Source organism: Aquirufa sp. A-Brett2-W8 (genome assembly GCF_054558755.1).
In genome coordinates this window covers 52302-76046 of the sequence record NZ_JBPXKS010000009.1, presented here as the reverse complement: position 1 = coordinate 76046, position 23745 = coordinate 52302, and the positions used below count along the sequence as shown (strand labels likewise).

Annotated in this window: 22 protein-coding genes and 1 tRNA gene; 8 read left to right on the top strand and 15 right to left on the bottom strand. The window is 43.1% G+C overall.

The annotated features are described in order from the left end of the window. Positions 1-70: 70 nt before the first annotated feature. Positions 71-1145 (bottom strand): peptide chain release factor 2 gene (prfB, locus tag ACST13_RS10005; protein WP_459523056.1). Its coding sequence is split into 2 segments (ribosomal slippage): positions 71-1093 and positions 1095-1145, totalling 1074 coding nucleotides; the frame shifts between segments, so codons are not numbered across the junction. Between the two features lie 81 nt (positions 1146-1226). Here prfB and lpdA point away from each other — a divergent pair. Then, entirely contained in the window at positions 1227-2621 is a 1395-nt protein-coding gene (gene lpdA, locus ACST13_RS10000) for a dihydrolipoyl dehydrogenase (protein WP_459523055.1), read from the top strand. A gap of 50 nt (positions 2622-2671) precedes the next feature. Here the strand turns inward: lpdA and ACST13_RS09995 are convergent, their stop codons facing one another. The 5 genes from ACST13_RS09995 to ACST13_RS09975 all read right to left on the bottom strand — a co-directional run bounded on the left by ACST13_RS09995 (position 2672) and on the right by ACST13_RS09975 (position 5924). Then, a complete protein-coding gene (locus ACST13_RS09995) occupies positions 2672-3265 on the bottom strand; it encodes a 3-keto-disaccharide hydrolase (protein ID WP_459523054.1) in 594 nt (197 codons plus the stop codon). A gap of 65 nt (positions 3266-3330) precedes the next feature. Further along, positions 3331-3744: a type II toxin-antitoxin system VapC family toxin gene (locus tag ACST13_RS09990; protein WP_459523053.1), complete on the bottom strand. Its 414-nt coding sequence runs from the start codon at positions 3742-3744 to the stop codon at positions 3331-3333. Position 3745: 1 nt separating this feature from the next. Beyond that, complete coding sequence (locus tag ACST13_RS09985; RefSeq protein ID WP_459523052.1) at positions 3746-3991, bottom strand: DUF6364 family protein; 246 nt, start codon at positions 3989-3991, stop codon at positions 3746-3748. A 343-nt stretch (positions 3992-4334) separates the two neighbouring features. Then, positions 4335-4422 (bottom strand) — tRNA-Ser (locus tag ACST13_RS09980). A 32-nt stretch (positions 4423-4454) separates the two neighbouring features. Then, positions 4455-5924 (bottom strand): S10 family peptidase, encoded by a 1470-nt coding sequence (locus ACST13_RS09975; RefSeq protein ID WP_459523051.1) that lies wholly within the window; start codon positions 5922-5924, stop codon positions 4455-4457. 116 nt (positions 5925-6040) lie between these two features. Here ACST13_RS09975 and ACST13_RS09970 point away from each other — a divergent pair, with 116 nt between their 5' ends. Both ACST13_RS09970 and cobA read left to right on the top strand, forming a co-directional pair. Next, a complete protein-coding gene (locus ACST13_RS09970) occupies positions 6041-8116 on the top strand; it encodes a nitrite reductase (protein ID WP_459523050.1) in 2076 nt (691 codons plus the stop codon). Positions 8117-8120: 4 nt separating this feature from the next. After that, positions 8121-8912: a uroporphyrinogen-III C-methyltransferase gene (gene cobA / locus ACST13_RS09965; RefSeq protein ID WP_459523049.1), complete on the top strand. Its 792-nt coding sequence runs from the start codon at positions 8121-8123 to the stop codon at positions 8910-8912. A 4-nt stretch (positions 8913-8916) separates the two neighbouring features. Here the strand turns inward: cobA and ACST13_RS09960 are convergent, their stop codons facing one another. After that, positions 8917-9894: a bifunctional heptose 7-phosphate kinase/heptose 1-phosphate adenyltransferase gene (locus tag ACST13_RS09960; RefSeq protein WP_459523048.1), complete on the bottom strand. Its 978-nt coding sequence runs from the start codon at positions 9892-9894 to the stop codon at positions 8917-8919. 15 nt (positions 9895-9909) lie between these two features. After that, positions 9910-10902 carry a GTP 3',8-cyclase MoaA gene (moaA, locus tag ACST13_RS09955; protein ID WP_459523047.1) on the bottom strand — a complete coding sequence of 331 codons (993 nt, stop codon included), beginning with the start codon at positions 10900-10902 and terminating at the stop codon, positions 9910-9912. A gap of 37 nt (positions 10903-10939) precedes the next feature. Here moaA and ACST13_RS09950 point away from each other — a divergent pair, with 37 nt between their 5' ends. From ACST13_RS09950 to ACST13_RS09930, 5 genes are all read left to right on the top strand, one after another. Then, a complete protein-coding gene (locus tag ACST13_RS09950; protein WP_459523046.1) occupies positions 10940-11185 on the top strand; it encodes a MoaD/ThiS family protein in 246 nt (81 codons plus the stop codon). Positions 11186-11219: 34 nt separating this feature from the next. Beyond that, positions 11220-13022 carry an NADH-quinone oxidoreductase subunit 5 family protein gene (locus ACST13_RS09945; protein ID WP_459523045.1) on the top strand — a complete coding sequence of 601 codons (1803 nt, stop codon included), beginning with the start codon at positions 11220-11222 and terminating at the stop codon, positions 13020-13022. After that, positions 13019-14671, top strand: a complete 1653-nt coding sequence (locus ACST13_RS09940; RefSeq protein WP_459523044.1) for a complex I subunit 4 family protein — start codon at positions 13019-13021, stop codon at positions 14669-14671. The genes ACST13_RS09945 and ACST13_RS09940 overlap by 4 nt, the downstream gene beginning before the upstream one ends. Before the next feature lie 21 nt (positions 14672-14692). Next, positions 14693-15577 carry a hydroxypyruvate isomerase family protein gene (locus ACST13_RS09935; protein ID WP_459523043.1) on the top strand — a complete coding sequence of 295 codons (885 nt, stop codon included), beginning with the start codon at positions 14693-14695 and terminating at the stop codon, positions 15575-15577. A 127-nt stretch (positions 15578-15704) separates the two neighbouring features. Then, the gene (locus ACST13_RS09930; RefSeq protein WP_459523042.1) at positions 15705-17891 is read left to right on the top strand and encodes a T9SS type A sorting domain-containing protein; all 2187 of its coding nucleotides are present in this window, start codon (positions 15705-15707) and stop codon (positions 17889-17891) included. Here the strand turns inward: ACST13_RS09930 and ACST13_RS09925 are convergent. The 7 genes from ACST13_RS09925 to ACST13_RS09895 form a co-directional block, all read right to left on the bottom strand. After that, positions 17872-18645: an SDR family NAD(P)-dependent oxidoreductase gene (locus ACST13_RS09925; RefSeq protein ID WP_459523041.1), complete on the bottom strand. Its 774-nt coding sequence runs from the start codon at positions 18643-18645 to the stop codon at positions 17872-17874. The genes ACST13_RS09930 and ACST13_RS09925 overlap by 20 nt on opposite strands. 61 nt (positions 18646-18706) lie before the next feature. Further along, on the bottom strand, positions 18707-20404 hold the full coding sequence (locus tag ACST13_RS09920; RefSeq protein WP_459523040.1) for a tetratricopeptide repeat protein: 1698 nt from the start codon (positions 20402-20404) through the stop codon (positions 18707-18709). Positions 20405-20552: 148 nt separating this feature from the next. Further along, positions 20553-21452, bottom strand: a complete 900-nt coding sequence (locus tag ACST13_RS09915) for a PstS family phosphate ABC transporter substrate-binding protein (protein ID WP_459523039.1) — start codon at positions 21450-21452, stop codon at positions 20553-20555. Continuing rightward, a complete protein-coding gene (locus tag ACST13_RS09910; RefSeq protein ID WP_459523038.1) occupies positions 21433-21672 on the bottom strand; it encodes a hypothetical protein in 240 nt (79 codons plus the stop codon). The genes ACST13_RS09915 and ACST13_RS09910 overlap by 20 nt, the downstream gene beginning before the upstream one ends. Before the next feature lie 68 nt (positions 21673-21740). After that, positions 21741-22559: an energy transducer TonB gene (locus ACST13_RS09905; RefSeq protein ID WP_459523037.1), complete on the bottom strand. Its 819-nt coding sequence runs from the start codon at positions 22557-22559 to the stop codon at positions 21741-21743. A 33-nt stretch (positions 22560-22592) separates the two neighbouring features. After that, positions 22593-23108: an ExbD/TolR family protein gene (locus ACST13_RS09900; RefSeq protein WP_459523036.1), complete on the bottom strand. Its 516-nt coding sequence runs from the start codon at positions 23106-23108 to the stop codon at positions 22593-22595. A gap of 26 nt (positions 23109-23134) precedes the next feature. Next, positions 23135-23734 carry an ExbD/TolR family protein gene (locus ACST13_RS09895; RefSeq protein WP_459523035.1) on the bottom strand — a complete coding sequence of 200 codons (600 nt, stop codon included), beginning with the start codon at positions 23732-23734 and terminating at the stop codon, positions 23135-23137. Positions 23735-23745: the final 11 nt, after the last annotated feature.

The following is a 23745-nucleotide window of genomic DNA, read 5'->3' as shown; positions in this document are numbered from 1 at the left end:
TACTAGTTACTGACCACTGTCTACTGGATACTGACTACTGTCTACTGGATACTGACCACTGTCTACTGTTTTAGTTTTCCATCAAATAAGCCTTAATAAACTCATTAATCTCCCCGTCTAACACCGCATCGGTATTCGATGTTTGGTAATTCGTGCGGTGATCTTTCACGCGGCGATCGTCTAATACATAAGATCTGATCTGCGAACCCCATTCGATTTTCTTCTTCCCCGCTTCTACTTCAGCACGAGCTGCGTTGCGTTTATCGATTTCGATTTGGTATAATTTGGACTTCAAAAGTCGTAAGGCCACCTCTTTGTTCATTAATTGCGAACGTTCTTGCTGGCAAGCGATGATGATTCCGGAGGGTCTGTGAGTTAAGCGAACGGCAGTTTCGACTTTGTTGACGTTTTGGCCCCCAGCTCCACCGGAACGGAAGGTATCCCAATCAATATCCGCCGGATTAATTTCGATTTCAATCGTGTCATCCACTAAAGGGCAAATGTAAACAGATGCAAAAGAGGTGTGGCGACGGGCATTCGAGTCAAACGGGGAAATACGCACTAAACGATGCACCCCATTCTCCGATTTTAAATTACCGTAGGCAAATTCACCATCTACTTCGATGGTTACTGATTTTATACCCGCTACGTCCCCTGGATTTTCATCTACTAAACGCACCTTGAAACCATTTTTTTCTGCCCACATGTGGTACATACGCAAAAGCATCGCAGCCCAGTCTTGTGATTCTGTTCCACCGGCCCCAGCATTGATCTCTAACACGGCGCTCATATTATCGCCTTCCTCAGACATCATCTTGCGGAACTCTAAAGCCTCCAGGTTTAATTCCAGCTTCTCGCCTTCTGCATCCACTTCCGCTTCGGTCGCTTCGCCCATTTCGTAAAATTCCCAGATGGTTTCTAAATCGTCTTGTGCGTTCGCGAGTTTATCGAATCCATCCGTCCAAAACTTCAGCCCACGCATTTCCTGCATCGTGCTTTCTGCTTTAGCTGGATTATTCCAAAACTCGGGATCCAAGGTCACCGTCTCTAGTTCAGAGATTAAATATTTCTTGTGATCGTAGTCAAAGATACCTCCTTAAAGCCTCTATTCTGGCTTTCAGGTCATTGAACCTGTCTCTAGTCATGTGTTTTTCTACTTAATAAAGTGCAAATATACCCGATTTTGTGCTAAATTGCGGCCTCATTCATTTAAATCAAGTAATAAAATGGCGCAACAATACGATTTGATCGTGGTAGGCTCAGGCCCAGGAGGTTATGTAGCAGCTATCCGAGCTTCTCAATTAGGTTTAAAATGTGCAGTCGTGGAAAAAGAATCCTTAGGCGGCATTTGCCTTAACTGGGGATGTATTCCTACGAAAGCCCTTTTGAAATCTGCCCAAGTTTTCGAATATATTAAGCACGCATCAGATTACGGTATCACCGTAAAAGGCGCTGAAGCTGATTTCTCTGCGGTTATCGCCCGTTCTCGTGGCGTGGCTGATAGCATGAGCAAAGGCGTTCAATTTTTGATGAAGAAAAATAAGATTGACGTAATTATGGGTTTTGGAAAAATCCAACCTGGTAAGAAAGTCGAAGTAACCGACGCGGACGGCAAGAAAACCGTTTACGACGGAAAAAATATCATGATTGCAACGGGTTCTCGTGCACGTGCTTTACCTAATATTCCGATTGATGGTGAAAAAGTCATCGAATACCGCAAGGCGATGAGTTTGGAAAAACGTCCTGATTCGTTAGTAATTATCGGTTCTGGTGCGATTGGCGTTGAATTTGCCTATGTGTATGCGGCGATGGGAACGAAAGTGACGATCGTTGAATTCCTTCCAAACATCGTTCCTATAGAGGATGAAGATGTTTCTAAAGAATTAGCGAAGCAATACAAGAAAATGGGAATCGACATCTTGACGTCTTCTAGCGTGGAGTCAGTGGATACGAAAGGAAAAGGTTGCAAAGTGAGCATCAAAACTCCAACCGGAAATCAAGAGATTCAATGCGATATCGTGCTTTCAGCGGCAGGTGTTATCTGTAATTTAGAGAACATTGGTTTAGAAGAAGTGGGTATTATCGTAGACAAAGGTCGTATCCCTGTGAATGCTTGGTACGAAACAAATATGCCAGGTTACTATGCGATTGGCGATGTGACTCCTGGTCCGGCTTTAGCACACGTAGCTACAGCAGAAGGAATTATCTGTGTAGAGAAAATTGCGGGTCATAAAACCGAGGCATTAGACTACTCAAATATCCCAGGCTGTACCTATTGCACGCCAGAAATCTCGTCTGTAGGTATGACAGAAAAGAAAGCGAAAGAGGCAGGACACGATATCAAAGTGGGTAAATTCCCGTTCGTAGCCTCTGGAAAAGCAACCGCTGCGGGTGCTCGCGAAGGTTTCGTTAAAGTAATTTATGATGCCAAATACGGTGAATTATTAGGCGCGCACATGATCGGTTACAACGTAACGGAATTGATTGCTGAAGCGGTGGTGGTTCGCAAATTAGAAAGCACGGCTTACGAGATTATGAAATCAGTTCACCCGCATCCAACGATGTCGGAAGCCTTCAAAGGCGCGACAGAAGCGGCTTACGGAGAAGCAGTGGATTTGTAATCTGTATTTTAGATAAAAAAAAGAGGAGCTCGAAAAAGCTCCTCTTTTTTTTAGTTCAATTTTACCTGAACGCTTTTATAAGCGATCCTGCTTTTAGGATCATGGGCCTGTATGGCGATGGTTCCTGGTTGAATTCGTCTATTATCAGTTCTTCCAGCTGGTTCTACAAAATCGACTACCGTTCTTCCGTTGATTTTCGTGGTTATGTGATTTCCTTCCACTTTCACATATAATTCAAACCATTCTTCATCGTGCACTAATTTTTCAGCGGTGTCTACAATACCATAAAGGCTTGCGGTTCTACGCCAATCGGTGTGTGAATTGTTGACTTGGATTTCGTATCCTTGAGAAGGCCAGTTGTTTTCTAAGAACGCCGTACAAACATACAAGCCAGAGTTTGCACCAGGGTATGTTTTCACGATTGCTTTTACTTCGAAGTTTTGGAAATTCTGATTGCCCACGGGACCGTCATAAAAAAGATGCCCGCGTGGTCCTGCGACTACTAGTTCGCCATTTTGCACTTGGAATGAGTTGGGATTCTCACTCGTTTTCCAGCCGGATAAGTCGCGACCATTTAATAGTTCGACCCATTGTGCGTTCGCAGAGAAGTTTAATAGGAGGAAGAAGATGATGAGGTTTTTCATATTAACTTATAGGTTTATTTATTTTAGGTAAATATTAACCTAAAAGTTTAAAAATGAAAGGTAAATTATAAATCTAATGCGATAAATGTTTCGGGATTTACTACCTGGATGTTTGCCTTTTTAAAGTCCTTCAAATTTCTAGTCACGATGATTGTTAGGTGATTTTCCAAGGCACAACAATATTGTATCGCGTCTTCAAAATCAATAAAATAGGAGGCTATGGCTAAGTCAATGGTCTTGCTATCAACCGGCAAAACATGAACAAGTGTTTTAAATTTCAACAAAGTAAGCCGAGATTGATTACTTGAATATTGAGACCGTAAAACATAATCGATATTGGAGAAAGTAAGAGAGGATACATACACTTTTATCTTACCTAGATCGGCAAGTGAAAATAAAATTTCAGCCGGTTTAGCAAATGGCTGCCTTCCAGACAAAAGGTCAATACATACATCCGTGTCAACAAATACGTTTGTCATTTTATTGCGAATATTTGTTTTGGATATATTTTTTGTATGCTTCTTTTGAATCAAAATTCTCCGGCAGGTTGACTACGCCTGATAAACTTTTCACAAAAGGGGTAACTTCAAGAATTGGTCGAGGCTCCACTAACATCCCTAGATAAGACTCAATTAGCTGAGAAAGACTTGTATTTTTCATTTTAGCGTAATTTTTAGCTTGCTCAATTACATCTTGATCCAGCTTTAAAGTTAGTTTAGCATCCATAGCTTTTAGATTTTATACGTGCAAATATAATTAATTTATACGTATAATTTTCAAAAGACGATCTTTTTAAAGGTTAAATTAATCTGCTATGAAAGTAGCCGATGAGATCACTAACTACAAGAATAGAGATGATAACTAATAAAGATTATCAGTTACTTGATATCAACAACAGGGAGTGACAGCTCCATTCAACTCCGCTGTCAGCCCGCAGGGCATCTTGCACAAAGCCTGTCACCATTCTCTTCGCGAATAGTGCCGCCTTTTTATTTTTATCCGCTCGCCCAAGCAAGCTTGGCTCGCATTGAAAATAAAAAAGCCTCTCAGCTAACGCTGAGAGGCTTCGTAGAGGGGAAGGGATTCGAACCCTCGGTAAGCTTGAGACCTACACACGCTTTCCAAGCGTGCTCCTTAAACCACTCGGACACCCCTCTATAAGCGCCCGTGGGGTTGCAAAAATAGCAAATTATTTCGACGAATCGAAAAAGGAATCAATATCCTTCTTGAATTGGATCAAGGATGGTTTGTGGATATAGTACATGTGGCCTGATTCGTAGTATTTTATGTCTACGCGGGCACGTTGTTCTGGACGCAAGAACATATGCTCGATGTCGTAAACTGCCGTAAAATACGGAGTTGCGAAATCGTAGTAGCCGCAGCCGAGGTAGACTTTAAGGTTCGGGTTTTTGGCCATTGCATCACGAAGACTCTCAGCCACGTTCAAGTATTTGTTCTGTACGTTCTTATAAGACCAAGGGTATACTTCGCCGAAGACGTTATAGCCTTTCTCCTCTGTGAACTTCAATTCTTTGGATAAATAATCATTGATGGTGGCGGTGAAAGGCCCGTCGATATTCGCGAAAGAGGGATCGAAATCCACATATTCGCCCGCATCATCTAGGTTACGACCGGTGAAGCGCGCATCTAAACGACCTACTGAAAGTCCGTCCGCGCGGCGCAAGGCTTTGTAAAAGCGGTTCTCCTCTACGCGCAAGTTGGCTTGAAGGCAAAGCTCTTTGGAGAGGCCCGTATAATAGGCCATCTTTTCAGCGATGGCCGATTTTTCTGCGTCAGACATCCAGCCACCTTTGATTAACGCAGTGGCGTAGGGTCCGATCGCCCATTGCTCGGATTCCTTTAATACGTCTGCAATAGGTCTCGCTAGTAAAGCAGGAGCTAATTTTTTGTGGTACCAGGCAGCAGCGGTATACGATGGAATATAAAGGGCGCGAGGTAGGTCATTTCCGATGTTATAATCGTTCGTGCCAAAGTTTAAGACTGCAGAAATTAAGATTACCCCATTAATATAGATGCGGTGCTCGTCTTGCAAGAATTTCGATAATCCTGCGGCGCGGGTAGTTCCGTAGCTTTCGCCGGCTAGGAATTTAGGCGAGGCCCAGCGGTCATAGCGACCTAAGAAGTTGCGTACGAAATCGCCTACGGATTTGATATCCTCCACGTAACCGTGGTATTTGCTTGCGGGTTCGCCCACGGCGCGGGAATAACCGGTCGAAACGGGGTCGATGAAGACTAAATCCGTTTTGTCTAACCAGGAGAATTCGTTCGGAATGTAGTAATAAGGAGCTGCTGTGGCGGTGCCGTCGTCCTTCAAGACAACACGCTTAGGGCCTACGCCGCCCATGTGTAACCATAAAGAGGCGGAGCCTGGGCCACCGTTGAAGGTAAAAGTGACGGGGCGTTTGGCTCCGTCTTCGTCGTCTTTGGAATAGTAGGTGAAGAAGATTTTGGCCAAAACCTTACCCGTATCTGCCTTCATATGCATGTAACCGGTGGTCGCCGTGTAATTAATCACCTTTCCGGCGATCGTAATGGCATGTTTCGTCTTCACGACTTGCACGCCAGCCGGGTCTTTCCCGATTTGTGCCGTAAGTGAAAGAGTTAAAGCGCAAAAAAGAATCGTTAATAATTTTTTCATGGTTTAAAGATTTATGAAAACGAATATAAAAATTCTTTGGCAATAAAAGGTAATTTCGTAGATTTGCACCTACTCTATATATTATATAGACTTTATGCACCTTTCTAGATTTAATTATGCAAAGTTTCCGCTCTGAGTTAGAAAACCCCGTTGTTGAAAAAGACATCCTGGATTTAGCGAAAAAAATCGCTCAATTCAAGGCTGGCGAGATTCACGAGGAGAAGTTCAGAAGTCTTCGTCTCGCGCGCGGTGTCTACGGACAACGCCAACAAGGGGTGCAGATGATCCGCATTAAATTGCCCTATGGCAAGATTCAATTTCGCCAATGGAAGCGGATTTCGGACATTTCAGACGAATATTCGACCGGAAATTTGCATTTAACGACGCGTCAAGATATCCAGATTCACTATGTGTCGCTGGACCGTACGCCGGAACTTTGGGCAAAATTAGAACAGGACGATATTACCTTACGCGAAGCTTGTGGAAACACGGTGCGTAACATTACGGCCTCCCCTACTTCTGGAATCGACCCGAAGGAATTATTTGACGTGAGCCCACACGCAGACGCGGCATTTCGTTACTTTTTGCGCAACCCGATCTGCCAAGAAATGGGGCGCAAGATCAAGATATCCTTTTCGAACACGGATGAAGATACGTCTTTGGCCTATTTACACGACCTGGGTTTTATTCCCAAAATCGTCAACAGCGAACGTGGGTTCAAAGTAGTCGTGGGCGGTGGATTAGGCGCACAACCGATGCTCGCTCACGTGGCACACGAATTCTTAGCGGAAGACAAAGTTATCCCCTTCATCGAAGCAATTTTACGCGTTTTCGATCGCCACGGCGAACGCAATTCCCGCCACAAGGCACGCATGAAATTCTTGATCCAAAAGATCGGTTTCGAAACCTTTATGGATCTGGTACAAGCAGAAACTAAAGCCTTAAAAAATCATTCAGTTGCCATTCCTTCAGCATCTGCCTGGGAAGTGGAAGCGCCTACATTAGTTGCCTCTGTGGCTACTCCTACCACTGAAGCTTACGCAACTTGGTTAGCAACGAATACCTTTGAACAAAAGCAAAAAGGATTCCATGCGGTTTACGTAAGAATCCTGAATGGTAATATTGGAAGTGTTACGTCTCGCTCTTTAATCGAGGCTTTAACTGGTTATATCGGCGACGATGTTCGCATCACGATTAATCAAGGTTTGATGTTGAAATATGTGCCATCTGAGAATTTGGCCTATGTATATTCCGTATTAGACGCGCACGAATTAGCCGCGCCGGGAGCGAATTCCATCGCGAACATCACGGCCTGCCCAGGAACAGACACGTGTAATTTAGCGATCTCGGATTCGACGAATATCACCTCAAAATTAGAGGCGGTCATCACCGAAGAATTCCCGTCCTTGATCCACGACAGTGCGATGAAAATCAAAATTTCCGGCTGCATGAACGCCTGCGGACAACACAGCATGGCGTCCATCGGTTTCCACGGTTCTTCATTGAAAGCCGCTGACAAACGCGTTTTACCGGCTTTGCAAGTCCTATTAGGCGGGGCGACTTTGGGAAATGGCGAAGGAAAAATCGCTGATAAAGTAATAAAAGTTCCTTCTAAAAGAGGACCGAAAGTATTGCGCACGCTATTGAATAACTTCGAGGAGAACGCCAATGCTGACGAATATTTCCACAGCTATTACGATCGCCAAGGCGAGAAATATTTCTACGATTTATTAAAGCCGATTGCCGATTTAAGCACTTTAGTGAATGATGATTTCATCGACTGGGGCGCATCAGAAAACTTCGCTACCGAAATCGGTGTGGGAGAATGTGCGGGTGTCGTGATCGACTTAGTGGCGACTTTATTATTTGAGTCGGACGAGAAATACGAATGGACGGCAGCGGCTTTAGAAGACAAACGTTACGCGGATGCCATCTACCATGCCTATAGCGTATATATTTCAGCGGCGAAAGCACTCTTATTAGATAAATCGATTTCGGTTCCCACCCAAACTTCCGTGATCAATAAGTTCGATGAAAACTTCGTGGCAACGGGAGAATTTGCCATTGAGGCTGCCACTTTCTCTGAATTAGTTTTGCAGATAAACCAAAACGAACCTTCAGCCGAGTTTGCCACAAGCTATACCGCTCAAGCACACGCCTTTTTACAATCCGCTAAAGTAGCCCGCTCTTAATCCTATGAAGAATTTAAGTCATTTCAGAAAATTAGAACCCCACCCGACATTAACCGTGGTGGGCGCTGGCCCGGGTGATCCGGAGTTGATAACCTTGAAGGCTATCAAAGCAATCGCGTCTGCGCAAGCGGTTTTATATGATGCTTTGGTCGACAAAACCTTATTAGAACATTGCTCCCCTGCTTGCGAACAAATTTACGTGGGTAAGCGTGCGGGAGAAAGTCATTCACAAGACGCCATTAATAAATTGATCGTGGAAAAAGCATACGCTTTAGGACACGTGGTTCGACTGAAAGGTGGCGATCCTTTTGTCTTTGGACGTGGTCAAGAAGAAATCGAATTTGCTCGTGGCTTCGGACTTTTAACAGATTATATTCCAGGCATTTCCTCGTCTTATGCGGCGGTGGGTGCTGCCGAAATTCCCTTAACGATTCGCGGGGTGAACGAGAGCTTTTGGGTGATGACGGGGACGAAATCCGATGGTTCTTTGACCGCTGACCTGACGTTAGGATTGCAGTCATCTGCGACTTTGGTCATCCTCATGGGGATGAATAAACTGAAAGAGATTGCGGATTTATGCCAAAGCCAAGGCAAAGGCGACATCTCCGCCGCGATCATCCAAAACGGCACGATGAAAAATCAGCGCGTCGGTATATCTACCGCAGCAGAATTAGCCTCTATGGCTTCGAAAGAAGGTTTAACTAATCCAGCCGTCATCGTGATAGGCGAGGTCGTGCGTCACGCGAAGCCAGAATTATGGAAACAGATTTCGAAAATTAGCAAGGGAAACGAGTAAAGAATTAAATCTTTGCCGCCTCTTTTTTCAGTAATTCCACATCAATCGGAACTACGCCCAAAGACTCGCAGACTAAGCCTCCGCCTAAATTAGCGAGCTCGGCGATTTGCTTTGCGGATCCTCCTGCGGCAAGAACACAAGCCGCGATGGAAATAACGGTATCTCCAGCACCAGAAACATCGGCGATTTGGCGAATATGGGCTGGGATTTGAATTTGGTCTTCCTTGAAATCCATATAAACACCGCGCTCTGACATGGTCACGAACAGACCAGTGAAGGATTGTGCCGCTTTGAAATCGGCTACTGTTTTCGCGATATTCTCCGGCTTTATTGCTGATGCCTCTAAGCCTAACCCATCCCGCAATTCGTGTAAATTAGGCTTGAATAAGGTCGCACCCGTATAGGCGAAAAAGTTCTTTTTCTTCGGATCAACAACTGTGGGAATATTCTGCGCCTTAGCTAAGGCGATAATCTCTTGAATCAGCCCCTCGCTTAAAACTCCTTTGTCATAATCTTCAAAAAGAATGACATCGACATCAGCTAACCACGTTTTCACTTGAGCTAATAAAGCTTGAGACGACACAGCCGAAATGGGTGCCTCGGTTTCCGAATCTACTCGAATTAATTGTTGTGATCCGGCGATAACGCGTTCCTTAATCGTGGTAGGACGACCCTTTTCCACAATAATACCAGCTGTCGATAAACCTGCTTCTTGTAGGATTCCTTGCAAAGTTTCACCCGTAGCATCATCCCCGATGACCGAGCAAACATAGGCTTTTGCCCCTAAGCTAGCGATATTTAGTACTACGTTTCCGGCGCCACCTAAGCGAGATTCTCGCTTACTAACATTCACCACAGGAACGGGGGCTTCTGGCGAAATGCGATTTACCTTTCCCCAGGTATAGGCATCGACCATTAAATCGCCAATCACGAGAACGCGCAGGCTAGAAAATTTATCAATACATTTTGATAATGAGCTCATATTTATCGTCCTATTTTATCCTCCGATAGTAGTCATCGATTCCTTGATGACTCCTTTTCTATTTTTTTCTGCTTCAAATCCGTCCAAAGAACGCGCCTTAAACAAGGTCATTAATTGTGTTTTAATCTCTTCGTCGCTCACTCCGCCACGAAGATACGCCTTCAAATCAAATACGCCATCATCGTAAAGACAGGTCTTCACCTGACCTTTAGCCGTTAAACGAATTCGATTACAGGTCCCGCAAAATGTCCGGCTAAAGGCAGCGATAATACCAAAATTTCCTTTAAAACCAGGGATATCATAGGTTTTCGCTGTTTCTCCAAACAAAAATGGCCTTGCCTTCAAATCCGGAAATTGCGAGCGAATACGCTCTAAAATACGCACATAGTCCCAAAACAATTTCTCTTCCACCAGCCCAGAACCATTGAACGGCATCTCTTCGATGAATCTCACGGAGACTGGGTGTGTTCTAGCAAACTCTGTTAAAGCAATGATGTCTTCCTCGTTTTTGCCTTGCATCACGACCGCATTGATCTTGACTTGGAAACCAGCATCGATTAAGCAGATTAGGTTTTCATATACTTTGGCAAAATCATCTCTACGCGTAATCTGATGAAAGCGATCGCGGTCCAGGGAATCTAAACTCAAATTAATGTGACGAACACCTAGCTTTTTCAGCGCTTCTATGTACTCGCCGATGAACACGCCATTCGTCGTCAAACAAATTTCTAAATCTGACAATCCGGCTAATTCGGTTAAAAACTCTACTAATCCATTTCGAACAAAGGGTTCTCCACCCGTAATGCGAACCTTTTTGATCCCCATTTCGTGCATAATCCGAGTCAAACGAAACATCTCCTCCCAGCTCAATAACTCACGTTCCGGTAGATAGTTAATCCCCTCCGCCGGCATACAATAAGTGCAGCGCAGATTGCAACGATCCGTCACCGCGAGTCGTAAATAACTCAATTCGCGGCCGTGATTATCAAAAAGCTGAGGATTATCCAATATATTTGCTTAATTCTTTTCAAAGGTACAAAAAACGATGTCAACCTACCACATTCTTCTCTTCGGTATTTGCCGCGATTTATTAAAGTCGTCCACGATTTCGATCGAAAAAGAGGGAACATGCACCGTAGAGGATCTTTTACAAATAGTGCGATCGATGCATCCTGCTTTGGAAAAACTACCCTCCTTACGTCTAGCCGCCGAGCATCGCTTTCCAGAACCGGATTTTATCCTCTCAGAAAGTATGGAAATCGCCTTAATTCCTCCCGTGAGTGGCGGATAATCCGTATATTTGTTATTAAATCTTTACAAAGTCTATGGGATTAAATCTCCTGTTTCTTGGAGTGCTATTGCTGCCTTGGGCGTCCGCTCTGTTAGTGGCCATTTTTCCCAAACCCATCCTATCGATTTCCCTTTCTGCTTTATTTAGCCTTTCAGCTATTTATTTTTGCGCGCAAGCTTCAGTTGATTTAAAAATTGCCTTTACCTGGTTTAATCTGGGCGGGAAAGAAATGAATGCCAGTTTTTGGGCGAATACCTCAGCACAATTAGTGCTAGGACTAGTAGCTTTCGTGTCCTTCTGTGTGCAGTTATTTTCCAAATCCTATCTAGCAAAAGACCCCTCCATCGGACGCTACTACTTGTATTTGCACCTATTCGTGGGTGCGATGACGCTTTTAGTCTTAACGGATTCCATTCTACTATTTTATGGTGCTTGGGAATTAGTAGGAGCGGGATCGTATTTGCTGATTAGTTTTTGGCATCAAAAATCGGCCGCTACACAAGCGGCTAAAAAAGCCTTTTTGATTAACCGCTTCGGAGATATCGCCCTTTTATTCGGTTTAATCGGACTAGGTCTTCATTTCAATACTTGGCAATTTTCCGCGATGCACGGCATCGCGCCTACCCTCATCGGAATCGCCATTATCACCGGTGGAATAGCTAAATCAGCCCAATTCCCCTTCATGTCTTGGCTACCTGACGCGATGGAAGGGCCTACCCCCGCATCTGCCTTGATTCACGCGGCCACGATGGTAGCGGCTGGTGTGTATGTAGGAGTACGTGTTTTCGACATCACGAGTCCAGAAACCCATCTATTTATGGGCATCATCGGTGCGATCTCCTTTTTATCGGGTGCTATCTTTGCGATTTTCCAAAACGACATCAAAAAGACCCTCGCCTATTCCACCATCTCCCAGCTAGGTTTAATGTGGATGGGGATGGGTTCTGATGCGTCCTTATTTCATCTATTGACCCACGGCATTTTCAAAGCCGGCCTATTTTTAGCGGCCGGAGCCGTCATTCACACGGTTCATTCCCAAAGCCTCAACGACATGGGTGGCTTGCGAAAGAAGGCGCCAGTGGCCGCTTTCGCCTACCTCATTTTCGGTGCTGGGTTAATGGGATTACCACTTACAGGAGGATTTTTTAGCAAAGAAAACATTGCTGGATATTTATATACAAACGACCAATTCGAATTCTTAGGCGTTCTGGGCGTGGGCATGGTGTTAACGAGTTTCTACATCAGTCGACAGTTCTATTTGATCTTTATGGGGCCGGTGAAGGACGGTTCTGCCAGAAAGGATTATTCCCTTTCCATACCGATTCAGGTATTGATTGTAGCGAGTTTTATTAGTTGGCTTTCCTTTTATCCTTTAGAAATGCGAACCTATCCCTATTTGAATAGGTATGTGTTGACCTATTTCCACATTCCATCCTTTTGGCTATACATCACGGCGGGGACTTGGGTGTTAGGAATTACCGGAGCGTATCTTACCAGAAACTGGATTCCATCCGGAAATTATCAATTTCTACCCCGCTTTTGGCCTAGCTTATTTAATCTCATCCGCTGGAAAAGTAGATCTGCACAAGTTTTTGAAAAGCAATTTATTGATCGATTCGTGAATGGAATCGCTGGCTTGCAAGTCATTATTGCACATCTGCTAGCCTGGGTAGACCGTCACCTCGTGGATGGTATTTTAGTGGGAGGAAGCGCCAGCCTAAGTGCAGGAACAGGAAAACTTTTAAGTCGCTGGCAATCAGCCAAAGTCCAAAATTATTGGACTATGATTATTGTGACATTTGCCTTATTTTTACTTTACGCTCTATTTATTAAATGACGAATTTACCCCTCTTATCGCTATTAATTGGATTGCCTCTGTTAGGTGCTTTCGTCCTGGGAATGGGGCAACTAAAGGAGCAGGCAAGAACACTGGCGATCGGACTTTCCACCCTTCAGCTTGGAATTTTAGGTTATCTATATACCGCCTTCGATAAGTCGTCCGGCATATTTCAATTCAATGAATCGCATAATTGGTTCTCGATTTCTTTAGGATCGATGGGCTCTTTTATGTCCAAATATACCCTAGGAGTCGATGGATTAAGTATTTCCTTGATTCTATTGACTGGATTAATTACCTGGGTGGCGCTTTGGAATTCCACCGAAATCAAGGAAAAATTAGGTGCCTATTATGCCCTAGTCTTACTTTTAAATGCCTCATTAATGGGATGTTTCCTAGCCAAAGACCTCTTCTTATTTTATGTTTTCTTCGAGTTCATGCTTTTACCGATGTATTTCTTGATCGGAATTTGGGGTGGACCACGCCGAAATTATGCCTCTTTAAAGTTCTTTATCTATACTCTGGTGGGCTCGCTTTTCATCCTCATCGTGATGTTGGGAATGGGTTTGGCCTACGTAGATCCCTACGAAACGGCTTTATTGAATGGTCTGATTCGCCCAGAACAGGGCTTTAATATCGATGCATTAAAAGCCGTCCAGCTGATGATTCAGTCACAGGAATTAGCGACCTCTTCGCTCGTTCATAGTTTTGATATGCAGGCATTAATGGACTATAATAATTGCCAAATAACGAGCATCCTACACCCTAGCTCAGGCTGGCTTCTAGGTGGCTTGAGCGCAAGAGAATGGGGATTTTGGCTCTTATTCATCGGATTCGCCATCAAATTACCGATGGTTCCCTTGCACACCTGGTTACCCGATGCACACGTCGAAGCGCCTACACCTATCTCGGTTTTATTAGCCGGAGTTCTATTAAAAATAGGAGCCTATGGTTGGTTGAGAATCACCATTCCATTCTTCCTGCCAGAGGCTCTGATAGCCGCTCCGATTTTAGCCGGACTAGGTGCCTTATCCATCATCTATGGCGCCTATAATGCCCTAGCGATGAAAGACTTGAAGAAATTAGTGGCCTACTCTTCGGTATCCCACATGGGCTTCGTGCTATTAGGAATCGCTGCTTTCACGGCGGAAGGCTGGCAAGGAGCTATTTTCCAAACCATCTCCCACGGTATTTTATCCGCCCTTTTATTCCTGCTCGTGGGCGTTCTTTATTCTCGGACAGGCGATCGCGAAATTGACTCCTATTCCGGAATAGTTACGATGATGCCACGCTTCACCGTTATCTCGGGAATCGCCATTTTTGCCTCTTTAGGCATGCCTGGATTCTCTGGATTTATTGGGGAATTCTTTAGTTTGATGGGTGCCTTCACGAGTCCATTTTTGCATCCTGCCTATGCTATCATCGGAGCTTTGGGCTTATTATTAGGTGCAGGTTATTTGCTATGGACTTTCCAAAAAATCTATTTGGGAAAACTCTACCTAAAAAACGCAGACTGGTCTTTACCTGATTTGAATAAATTAGAAATGATTAGTCTTTTTGGTCTAGGAATAATCAGTATCTTGCTAGGCATTTATCCCGGCTTACTATTCGAGCTCAGTGAAAAATTCGTGACTACCCTACTAAAATAAACCTATTAAATTTATACCCCTATGGAAAACAAATTCAGCCGCAGAGACATCCTAAAAAACTCTGCAGGTTTCGCTGGTCTAGGCATGATGGGCCATCGGTTCACGGAAGCAGACAAACAAGTGGGCCTTGACCTAAAAGGAAAAGTACAACACTCCGCTTGCCGCTGGTGCTATAATGATATTCCTTTTGAGGAACTTGTCATCAACGCAAAGAAAATCGGCTTAAGCTCTATCGAATTAACCGGTCCCGAAGAATGGGAAATCCTTAAAAAGCATGACATGACAGCCGCGATAGGCTGGGGAAAATACCCAGAAGGCATGAACCTGACTAACTTTTTCAATAAGGTTGCTAATCATGATGCGCTTGTAACTTTCTACGAAGATCTAATTCCACGCGCAGCAAAAGCAGGCGTTAAAAACCTGATCACCTTCTCTGGAAATCGCAATGGGATGAGTGATGAGCAAGGTTTGATGAACTGTAAAAAAGGGATTCAGCGCATCATGAAAACGGCAGAACGCCACGATATCACTATTTCGATGGAGTTATTGAATTCCAAAGTAAACCACAAAGATTACCAAGCTGATCATACCGAATGGGGTGCCGTACTTTGTGAAATGGTAGGTTCCAATAAATTCAAATTACTGTACGATATCTACCACATGCAAATCATGGAAGGGGACGTAATCGCTACCATCAAGAAAAACCACGACTACATCTCGCATTACCATACGGGCGGAGTTCCAGGTCGTAATGAGATTGATGAAACCCAAGAATTACAATATGCCGCCATCGTTAAAGCGATCTACGACACGGGCTACAAAGGCTATATAGGACAAGAGTTCGTCCCAGCCCGCAAAGACAAAATGGCTTCCTTAGAACAAGCGGTTAAAATCTGCGATATCTAAAATTATCTAGTCATTGATAAAAACGCAAACTACTCCGCGTGAGTGGTTTGCGTTTTTTATTTATCAAGTTCTTGGTAATCGATTTATTCGAGTTGTTTCGCTGCAGTTTTGTCCCCTATTTCGGGGCATGAAAACGCTCTTTTTCCTTTTCTGGACCTTCTTTTCTTTCGCACAATGCGCTAGCATTAGCACGCAACCGCTCGCCCAAATCACCTGCGAAGGCGATTCCATTCGTCTCTTCTGCACTAATTCCGGCGGCACCTTTCAATGGGAAAAACGCAGACCCTCAGACACTAAATTCGCCAGTATTACGAACGCGCGCGCGACCCGATTTTCCTTTCTTTCTGGCGGATCCGCCTATCCGTCTGGGACTTATTACCGATTAAAGATCACCTTAGGCAAGTGCATTAATTATTCTGATTCGGTCCTTGTGGTTTTACGCAAAGCCCCGGTCATTTCAGCGATGACCGTTTGTGAAAAGGCGCTTGTTCCTCTTTCATCTTCCTTTTCCTGGACAGCGAATGGGTTGCTAGTTGATTCAGTTATAGCTGCTCCCTCATTTAATGGCACTAAACTGAAAGCCTTTGCTCGTTTCGCTAGGCTACCTGCAGGAACCTGTGTTCTCGCTTCGAACGAAGTCATCCTTAGTGTTACCTCACTGCCTGCTGCCCCCAACCATGTGGTCAAACTCGTCAAAGCCTGCGTAGAACTCCCCTTCTCCTTAAATGCCACGGGATGCTCGCCGTCGGTAACATTTTGGTACAATGCTGCCGGCAATAAAGTAGGCGAAGGCAGCCGCCTCTCATTAATCAGCACGGATAGTTCCTTTTTCCGAGCCTCTTGTGTTAAATCCGGCTGTGAAGGGCCCTTGTCTGCTGGTGTAAAAACAGCTATTTATCCCATACCGCTACCACCCTTAAATACTTCCCCCACGTATTTTTGCTCAGGCATACCCTTCTCTTTGCTAGCTAGTGGCGGTTTAAATACTATATGGTATGAAACCGAATCTACGAAATCGAGCCTCAGTACAGCGACCGCTTTATCTATGAAGGCCATCCAAAATACGCGTTCGGAAGATTCCCTATTCGTCCGATTCGCATCTGTCAAAATAAACGATTGTGAGAGTGCACGAACAAGTATTCCGATTCGTATAAAACCACAGCTGGAAATCACTCCCGCTGCTACGCTTACTATAACGGGCGAAAAAACACTAATGCCGCCAATGATTCTAATCCGAAAAGGAAATCCGCCCTTCCAAATCTCTTATAGCTCAACGGCTAAAAGCACGTTCGGTCCTTTTAGCTCTAGCGGATTTCTCTTTCGTAACGTCATCGATTCCCTCGGCTGCAGCGCAAAGGACACCCTACTTGTTTCTTATCTACGCAACGGTCCTATCATTCACCACCTGTCAGCTCATTCAGAAACAAATTGCCTATCGAATACTTACCGCATTCGGATCAATGGATGTCCCTTGAAAACCTCCGCACTTAGTTCGAGCAAACGCTTTGAATCCAGCACAGCCGATTTTATCTTACCTGGAGATACGTACCGCTTTCTCTGCAATGACGGCGAAACAGATACGCTACTTCTGAATTTACCCATTCTAAAACAGCCTATCTCACTGATTCGAAAATCCTTTACGGGGATGATCTGTGATAAAGATAGTGCGGCAATAAGTTTAGATATAGCCTCTAATCTGCACTTTATTGGATGGGAGAAAGACGGGCATCTGTTTTCCGTGGAAAAAGCAATGAGAGGAATGCTGCCAGCAGGAGAATACGGGAGCGTCATCGAAGAAAATGGCTGCTTTTACCGATCGGAGAAAATAATCCTTGAAAGAAGACCAAATCCCCCTGCCCCCTATTTAGAAAAAGTGGGCGCCTATTTTTTAAAAGTTAGCTCTGTAGGAATCCCAGAATGGCTTATCGACCAAAAACGCTCCAGTGACACAAATTCCTTTCGGAAAATCACCGTAGGCCGCGAATTCTATGTTAGAGCAAAATACCGCTATCCTACCCGCGAATGTTTCTCTAACTATTCCAATGTCTATTATGTGGATCAGCCTCCCTCGTACGAATTCGCAGCTTACCCAAATCCAAATAAAGGATTCCTTTCCATCGAAATCGCTTATGAAACAGAACAGGCAATAATTCAATTATATGATTTGAAGGGGAAATTACTGGACACGTCTGAAATAAAAAATTCCAGCAGGAAGATGATCTGGGATATATCCCGTTTCCCTGCTGGAACCTATGTATTAAAGCTGATCTCTGATGGAATCAGTCAAGAAAAAACTATTCGTAAATCCCTTTAGCAATTTTTTCAGAAATTGCTTTAGGGGCAAGCCAAGCTAAGAAGGCACCTAATTTATTTATAAAGCCCGTAATTACCTCTTGCTTCTTAGCAAACATACCATCCACTGCAAGCTTAGCCACTTGTTCTGGACTCATCGTAATCTTCTCCGCTGCTTTACTTGCTTTCTCTGGCAAGTTTGCGCGATCATTAAAGTTTGTCGTGGTAGCACCTGGGCTTACGGATGTTACCGAAATTCCTTTTGCTTTCCACTCATGAAACAAACCGCGAGAAAAATTCAAAACAAAAACTTTAGACGCTGCATAAACGCTCATTAAAGGAATCGCCTGATAAGCCGTTGAACTAGCAATATTCAACACATAGGCCTGACCTTTACCGCTTAACATCGGATAGAAGCGATAGCAGGCTTCCACTAAGGCATTCATGTTTACTTGCATCATTTTTTGGGTCTCTTCGAAGGAATACTTTTCAAACTCCCCCACTAAACCATAGCCCGCATTATTGACCAAAATCCGAAGATCAATCTGCTTTTCTAAAACCCATTCATATAGAGTCGAAACAGCCGACGAATCAGCTAAATCCACCACTAAATAATCCACCTCTAAAGAATACTTTTTCTGAATCGCTTCTTTCACCATTTGCAACTCATAAGAATTACGAGCAACCAGTAAAAGATTATATCCTCTTTCTGCTAACTGAAAGGCAATCTCTTTGCCTATCCCTTTACTTCCTCCTGTAATTAATGCGTATGACATAGCTGTATTGAAAATGAAAAAAGCCGCCCGATGAGCAGCTTTTTTCGTTGTTTAATTCATCTTACTTTTTAGGAGCTACCGCCGCTGGAGCTGGATTTAAATAGTCATTGACATCTTTATCATCCGTTTTTATTTCTTGCGCCTTGGTGAAATATTCTCTCACTTTCGTATCATCCTTCGTCACTGTTAAGTGATAACCACCTAAGTACTTAAATGCCTCAAATAACTGATTCTTATCTTCTTTTAAAGCAGTAGATTTTTCTTCTCTTAACTTAATCACCGTTTCTAAGAATTTCTCATAATGAGGAACTCCTAACCACTTAGTACCTGAATAATCAATTAAGTTATTAGCACGAGCGCGGTTAATGTAGAATGGAGGCCATTTATCATTTACTGCAATTGCCTTAGCAAATAAGGTATCTGATTTCATGGCAATTAATGGGCGATTCAAGGTATCTGCTCTAGGAATAAAGGCAGAAACAAAATAATAATCCATGGCAGCCTTGAAATAATCTCCAGAACCTACAGCTTGGCTTTTCTTTTGCTTCCATTCGATACTTTTCAATGCTGCATTTGCTGCGTCATTATAACGCTTTTGTTTGTAGCGAATATCGTGAATAATGTTGTATACATTATTGTTAGTATCTAACGGAGCGGCACGCTCTAAATAATTTAAAGCAACCGAATCTTTACCTAAACCTTGATACCCTTTTCCAAAATACAAATCATCCATATAATATGGCTTCACACCTGAACGAACCATACCTTCCAAGTTATCAATACCTTGTTGGTAATTTTTCATTTCGACATGCGAATAACCACGCATACGGAAGATATCATTATCTTTCACACCCTTTTTATCTGCCTCATCTGTGTACTTCATCGCGCCTTCATAATCTTGAGATAAGAATAATAGTTTAGCCGTTTCCAAAGTCACCTCAGGTGTAGCCTCCGCTTTCTCTAAATACTTTCTGAAATAACGTGATGCATTTTTATACTGGGCACCTACGATCAAATACTCGCCATAACGCTTGTGCGCTGGAGCATAATTTGAATCTAAATCAATCGCCTCTTTATAACGTGATTGAGTCTCGCGGTAGTTTTTACCACGTAAGAAAACCGTTCCGATCTTCACTTTTGCTTTCACATTTCTAGGGTCTTGCATTAAGGCCTGCTCATAAGATGAAACTGCGTTACCACCATCATTCTTGATCAAAAATGCATCTCCACGAACAATCATTTGCTCCGCGTTAGGACCTTTCTTCGTTTTCTCTAACATTAAGTCGATTAAACGAATCGCTTCCGCCGGATCATTGTTATTGGCATTGAATTCTACATCTCGTCCTAATTTATGGAACATTTCATACGCTTCCGCGATACGGTGAATGACATCGCCATTCTTGTATTTAGTCTCTTGTAAAATACGGTCAAAATCCACTTTCGCATCATTCACCTTATTTTGGCCTACTTTAATCGTAGCCAAACCTACTTGATTTAAATAGTTCTTAGGATCTGCTGCTAAGCCTTTTTTGAAAGCATCTTCAGCTCCAGACCAATCTCTGCGAGATAAGAAATAATAGCCTAAATAATAGTAGTTTTCACCCGTAGGAGAAGCAGTAACTAAGCCTTCAAAAACTTGCTTTGCTCTGCTAGGTTGATCGCGATCGATTAAGTGTAATCCTTCCGCGATAGTTTGTCCCATTGCCATATTGGTAATCAATAAACTAATTACCAATACCCACGATTTCATTTTCTTCATTTTGTTTTTATAATTAATAGCTTTCGATACTTATACTAGGCCTCGAACATCGAAATGTCCAATTTTATACACTTAAATTAAAATCAATAGAATAACAAAAATAAAACTATTCTTCTATTTTCCCTAACCTGAGCTAGATAAAAATGGACTATTGACTAATTTGATAGGTTCGAATCGTGATAGGTCGGGTCAAAGGAATTAATCCTGCCTTCAAAACAATCAATTGGCCTAAGTCCCCGGAGACATAATTCAAGAAACCGGTTCCTAATCCCTGGTGTGCTTCCTTAATAATATATTTGATTTCCCTGCGCAGAGGGTATTTTTTCAAAGCCAAATTATAGCCAAAGGGTTGCGAATAAGGCATCCCCTTCCCTTCTGCCACGGACATTACGTGAATAGAACGAATGAATCCGAGTGAAGTCGGATTATCTCCATCGCTAATCCAATTAGAACCAACAATTCCAATCGAATTAGGATTATTTCTCACCTGATTAATCACTTCTGGATTAGAACCAGCTGCCACCACGTGTAATTTCTCCGCACTCGAAATCTTTAATTTGTCTAGTAAAAATTTCAAATTACTGGAATTAGCTTTATCCACAACTACGGTGAATTTAGTAGAGGTTCCCACGATCAATTCCCGTAAATCACCTAATGTAATTAGCGTGTCTGTATTTGACTTATTAGCTAATAAGGCAATGCCATCAGCGGCTATATTAAAACTACGGTAGGTAATAGCTTCGCGAGTAAAAATCTCCTTTTCTGTAGTCGTTAAGTCCCGGGTAACTACGACACCGCGAATCTTGTCATTTAGCATATCTGCAATGACCTCGTTTTCAGGACTGAATTTATAATTGATTTTAGCATAGTGGTACTGCTCTTCAAAAGCCGTCTTCTCTGCTTTCATCAAAGGCTCAAAAGATTCATCCACCCCTAGAGTAATTTCCCCTATCGTTGCAGAATCTTTTGGCCCCTCCTTTTTATCGGAGGAACATTGGAACATACATAGTCCTAAAAGAACTACAATACTATTTTTGATATTCTTCATCCTCATCATCTGTTGAGTTAAAATAGGCATAAGCTCTCCAAATCCGGAAACACCCATAGGCCATAAAAAGTATTCCAAATAAAACGATGGTAGGCACACCAAAAGTCGTACCTAAGTCAAATTCCGAATAAAATGCGACATACATGCCTACTAAAAAATAAGCAAATGCTACAATTATTCGAAAAGTAACATTAATCCAAATAGCCACAGGTCTTTTCATATTCTTTAAAAAAACAGACCTGCTAAAAATACATTCAGCAGGTCTGTCTATGATTAAGCGTTTCTATCTTACTCAGATAAAACGAACGTAATTGGTTGAGTAAAACGAGATCTAACTGCACGTCCAGACTGTTTACCAGGATTCCATCTTGGCATAGACTTAATTACGCGAACAGCTTCCTCATCGCAACCGAAACCAACTCCCTTCAAAACTTGTACATCTTGAACAGAGCCGTCCGTATTTACAACGAAAGAGACGAATACTCTACCGCCCACGTTTGCACGTTGCGCAGGAGATGGGTATTTCAAAGTTTTACCTAAGAAACGTGCCCAGGCACCCGATCCTCCAGGGAATTCAGCTTGCTGCTCCACAGCTGTAAAGATTTCATCTTCAGCTGGTCTAGGTGGCTCAACAGGTGCTGCTTTACCCGCATCTGGATCTACTGGTGGTTCATACGATTCCGTCTCACCTTTCACCGTTTCCGATGCGGTATTTCCTTTCACCTCTTCAGGTGGAGGCTCCGGCTTCGTTACCTCTTCGTCATGTTTGATTTCAGGAGGTAAGAATTTAGTCGTAGTCACCTTAGGAATTTCCTTGGGTGGTGGCGGTGGTGGCGGTGGAGGCAACTCAACCTTTTTAGGAGGAGCAGGCTTGTCCAATTTCATTACTTCAGCAGTCACCTCAGTCTTATTTTCTGCAGCGGCAGTTAACTGTTTCCAGAAAGCTGCTAACAAAAGAGCACCGACAAAGAGTGCAGAGCCTAGTAACACGGACCGCTTCATTACCTTAGGATATCTCGTTCTAAGATCGAAGGCACCGTATTCACGGTTCTTGTTTCTGAAGATAATATCGTCTAAAGTAGCATCTTGGCTTATTACTTGTGACATAATATTCGTTTAATTTAAAATTAATTTATACCCTTATTTTCCTGATCGTTTAATCAATGCCTCCGTATCCGGATCGATTTCTAACAAAGCATAACGTTTGTTGTTAGTAATCGCACATTCATCAAGCATGTCAATCATGTTGCGATACTTCGCACCTTTGGTTGGCTTGATCACGATAGTAAAATTATTACCCACTTTCGCTTTCAGATCCGCGATAACCTTGCGAATTCCTGTCTCCGAATAGTTAGTAAGTTGCATTACTGTACCTGCTTCAGTAGGGATACCTTGGTAATAATACACCTTGTTAGCATCTGGACACACAGTAAGTGTTTCCGATAATTTAACAGGGGATGTTTCCTTCGTATCCGTTTTATCAGGCATGTTTAATTGCATGGTAACGGGCTTTGCTAACGTCGTTGTTAACATAAAGAAAGTAATCAAAAGGAAGCCTAAGTCCACCATAGGTGTCATGTCGATTTTAGTCGACATTTTCTTACTGCGCTTCTTTCCGCCTTTCTTCCCGCCACCGGAGCTATCTATTTCTGCCATTTCTTTTCGTAATTAAAAATGAAAACTTATTTCGGTTTATTTTCCGGTCCAGTTACTAATTGGAAGATATTGATATTCTGAGCTTGCAAAGTCCCGATAATATCGGCAAACACTTTGTAGTTAGATTCTTTATCTCCTTTGATAGCAACTTTCAACTCTGGATTAGACAATTTCGCATAACCCACCCAATACGAAAGCTCGTTATTAGATGAATCAAGTGGAATCCCCTTGCTTAGCGCTTTCGCTTCTGAAGGTTTCATATTTAACACCTGACGCATTGCACCTAGAGGATAGCCGACGATTTCTGAAGCCATAAAGTTCTTCTTCATCTCAGCTGTTACAGCGATACCATAGCGATTAGCCATGCGCTCTAACATAAACTCCCGTGCCATTTGATCATCAGTTGCTAAATAAACGCCACCTTCAGGTGAAACACTAACCATCAGCATACCATCTTTTATGTTCAGAGGTTTCTCTGAGATAGAAGATGGAGGCGTGATTGTAACTGCCTCTTCTGGACGGAACTTCGCGGTTAACATGAAGAACGTCAAAAGAAGGAAAGCCACATCACACATCGCTGTCATGTCGAGTGAGACACTATGTCGTTTAGCTTTAACTTTTGGCATAACAATTATTT

Bases quoted from the DNA above. Each gene is read 5' to 3' on its own strand.
- lpdA (WP_459523055.1), top strand. From the start codon at position 1,227: ATGGCGCAACAATACGATTTGATCGTGGTAGGCTCAGGCCCAGGAGGT.
- ACST13_RS09995 (WP_459523054.1), bottom strand. From the start codon at position 3,265: ATGAAAAACCTCATCATCTTCTTCCTCCTATTAAACTTCTCTGCGAAC.
- ACST13_RS09990 (WP_459523053.1), bottom strand. From the start codon at position 3,744: ATGACAAACGTATTTGTTGACACGGATGTATGTATTGACCTTTTGTCT.
- ACST13_RS09985 (WP_459523052.1), bottom strand. From the start codon at position 3,991: ATGGATGCTAAACTAACTTTAAAGCTGGATCAAGATGTAATTGAGCAA.
- ACST13_RS09975 (WP_459523051.1), bottom strand. From the start codon at position 5,924: ATGAAAAAATTATTAACGATTCTTTTTTGCGCTTTAACTCTTTCACTT.
- ACST13_RS09970 (WP_459523050.1), top strand. From the start codon at position 6,041: ATGCAAAGTTTCCGCTCTGAGTTAGAAAACCCCGTTGTTGAAAAAGAC.
- cobA (WP_459523049.1), top strand. From the start codon at position 8,121: ATGAAGAATTTAAGTCATTTCAGAAAATTAGAACCCCACCCGACATTA.
- ACST13_RS09960 (WP_459523048.1), bottom strand. From the start codon at position 9,894: ATGAGCTCATTATCAAAATGTATTGATAAATTTTCTAGCCTGCGCGTT.
- ACST13_RS09950 (WP_459523046.1), top strand. From the start codon at position 10,940: ATGTCAACCTACCACATTCTTCTCTTCGGTATTTGCCGCGATTTATTA.
- ACST13_RS09945 (WP_459523045.1), top strand. From the start codon at position 11,220: ATGGGATTAAATCTCCTGTTTCTTGGAGTGCTATTGCTGCCTTGGGCG.
- ACST13_RS09940 (WP_459523044.1), top strand. From the start codon at position 13,019: ATGACGAATTTACCCCTCTTATCGCTATTAATTGGATTGCCTCTGTTA.
- ACST13_RS09935 (WP_459523043.1), top strand. From the start codon at position 14,693: ATGGAAAACAAATTCAGCCGCAGAGACATCCTAAAAAACTCTGCAGGT.
- ACST13_RS09930 (WP_459523042.1), top strand. From the start codon at position 15,705: ATGAAAACGCTCTTTTTCCTTTTCTGGACCTTCTTTTCTTTCGCACAA.
- ACST13_RS09925 (WP_459523041.1), bottom strand. From the start codon at position 18,645: ATGTCATACGCATTAATTACAGGAGGAAGTAAAGGGATAGGCAAAGAG.
- ACST13_RS09920 (WP_459523040.1), bottom strand. From the start codon at position 20,404: ATGAAGAAAATGAAATCGTGGGTATTGGTAATTAGTTTATTGATTACC.
- ACST13_RS09915 (WP_459523039.1), bottom strand. From the start codon at position 21,452: ATGAAGAATATCAAAAATAGTATTGTAGTTCTTTTAGGACTATGTATG.
- ACST13_RS09910 (WP_459523038.1), bottom strand. From the start codon at position 21,672: ATGAAAAGACCTGTGGCTATTTGGATTAATGTTACTTTTCGAATAATT.
- ACST13_RS09905 (WP_459523037.1), bottom strand. From the start codon at position 22,559: ATGTCACAAGTAATAAGCCAAGATGCTACTTTAGACGATATTATCTTC.
- ACST13_RS09900 (WP_459523036.1), bottom strand. From the start codon at position 23,108: ATGGCAGAAATAGATAGCTCCGGTGGCGGGAAGAAAGGCGGAAAGAAG.
- ACST13_RS09895 (WP_459523035.1), bottom strand. From the start codon at position 23,734: ATGCCAAAAGTTAAAGCTAAACGACATAGTGTCTCACTCGACATGACA.